Origin of the sequence: Agarivorans sp., from assembly GCF_050295395.1 — a bacterium.
Lineage (GTDB): Bacteria > Pseudomonadota > Gammaproteobacteria > Enterobacterales > Celerinatantimonadaceae > Agarivorans.
Genome location: NZ_JBNKPP010000275.1, coordinates 1 through 1,988, shown reverse-complemented (window position 1 = coordinate 1,988; position 1,988 = coordinate 1). Strand labels below are relative to the sequence as shown.

Genomic DNA, 1,988 nt, shown 5'->3' with positions numbered 1-1,988 from the left:
AGCTTCTGGCTGTTGCTTGGCATCAACAGTGGGCTTAACGGGCTGAGGCGGCGTCTCTTTAACCGGCTGCGGTGGCGTCGGCTTTGCTTGTGTAGTGGTTGTAGATAAAGACTTATTAGGCTGTGGTTCATCCTTAGGTTCCTTCATAGGCTGCGCTTTACTGTTGTTTGTTGGCGGTTGTTTTGCCGCTGTTTTCGGTTTGGCTTTGGGTTTATCTGGCTTGGGCTGAGTATTCTTTGGTTGGCTTTTGGCGGCAGTCGTCTCTGGCTGCGGCGCTGGCGTTACGGTGTTGGCCACAGGCTGTTTTTCTGCAAGGGGCTTAGTTTGCTTGGGGCTAAGCGGCTCAGTTTTGCTAACGACGTTTGTGTTGATTGCCATCACATTTAGGCTAGGCGCAGCCGTTTGCCCACCGTTAGTGAGTGTAATTTCTTTAGCCTTAGATGGCGCATTGAGTAAGTAGCCATGAATCGCCGCAGATAGCAGTACGGCCAAACTAAGCTTCCTCATGTGTCACTTTTTCCCTTTGCTTTCATGACCGATAACAGCATCTAGAATACGGCCTTTAAATTCATAAGTAAATACAAATGATAATGATTTGCATTTGATTTAATGGTGGGGTAAGCTGACTTTAAGTTTGATGGAACAGGCCGTTGCGCAGTAACGGTAAGTCAGTTTAAGTAGGAGAATGTGATGGCTTTAACCATCGCCGAGCTGGTTGAGCAGCACAGTGAATTAAGTGTGGCTCAGCTAGCAGAAAAAGCTCACTGTAGTGAAGCAGAAGTGGTGGCGCATTTACCAGCTCATTGGGCATGTTGGCTGCCTAGAGAGCAGTTGCAGTGGCTAATGTACGACTTACCCAGTTGGGGGCCAATGACCACCATTATTCAAGTGGCCGGTTCGGTATTTGAAATTAAAGATAACTTCCCCAATGGCAAACCGGGCCATGGTTATTACAATTTAATGGACAAGCAAAGCCATTTGCACGGCCATTTAAAGCTAGACAAAATTGCCAATATTGCCTTGGTGAGCGAGCCGCTACGTGGTACTGAAAGCCACTGTTTTCAGTTTTTTGACGAGCAAGGCGCCACCATATTTAAGATTTATCTAGGACGAGATCGCAAGCGGGTATTACTACCCGAGCAAGTAGAACGCTTCGAGTTATTGAAACAAAACATGGCACTCACGGAATTAGAGAACGAACTGTAATGATAGATAAGAAAGAACGCTTGGCATCGCGCCTAGGCCCCGAAATAGCAGAGTTTGTTGCCAGCCAACAAAGCTTGTTACTGGCTTCTTTAGGCGAAGATGATTTTCCGCATAGTTCTTATGCGCCGTTTATTTGCCATGAAGGGATTTTTTACATCTTAATTAGCGATATTTCCAAACACGCCAATTATCTGCGTAAGCACGAAAAAGCCGCGATTATGTTGATTGCCGACGAAGTAGATACCAAGCAAATCTATGCGCGTAAACGTTTGAGCTACGATGTGATTGCCAAACAGGTAGATGCTGAACCGCGCGAAACGGTGCTGGATTTATTGCAACAACGCCACGGTGAGATAGTGGGTAATTTACGCCAACTCAGTGATTTCCAATTATTCTCGCTACAACCCTTAAGGGGGCGTTATGTAAAGGGATTTGGTCAAGCCTTTGATATTAAAGGGATTGACGATGTCGATTTTGTGCACTTGAAGGAAGGGCATAAAAAACGAGCTTAAGGGCTCGAGGGTTAACACCCGTTGGGGCTTAGCTGCCCATGTACGTAAGTACTCTCTCCACACTCAGCGAAAGCTGGAACATTAAGTCTTTTTAGACCACGGCTGCATCGAACTTTTGGTGCAGCCTTTTTTATGCCTTGAGATTGGGATTACATGGCGGCGAAGGGCTTAGCTGGCTGTTGTCTCGGTGTACGTAAGTATTCTTTTCACACTCAGCGAAAGCTGGAACATTAAGTCTTTTTAGACCACGGCGGCATCGAACTTTTAGTT

At 46.3% G+C, this 1,988-nt stretch carries 2 protein-coding genes and 1 pseudogene; 2 read left to right on the top strand and 1 reads right to left on the bottom strand.

The genetic code is table 11. The features are described 5' to 3' along the window. A pseudogene (locus tag ACQY6Q_RS16370) lies at positions 1-507 on the bottom strand (hypothetical protein); the annotation flags it as partial. Between the two features lie 183 nt (positions 508-690). Between ACQY6Q_RS16370 and hutX the strand changes: the two are divergent. Together hutX and ACQY6Q_RS16360 are read left to right on the top strand one after the other, a co-directional pair. Continuing rightward, positions 691-1,206, top strand: coding sequence for a heme utilization cystosolic carrier protein HutX (gene hutX, locus ACQY6Q_RS16365; protein WP_427983072.1), 516 nt, complete (start codon positions 691-693; stop codon positions 1,204-1,206). Continuing rightward, positions 1,206-1,718, top strand: a complete 513-nt coding sequence (locus ACQY6Q_RS16360) for a pyridoxamine 5'-phosphate oxidase family protein (protein ID WP_427983070.1) — start codon at positions 1,206-1,208, stop codon at positions 1,716-1,718. Before hutX ends, ACQY6Q_RS16360 begins: the two co-directional genes overlap by 1 nt. Positions 1,719-1,988: the final 270 nt, after the last annotated feature.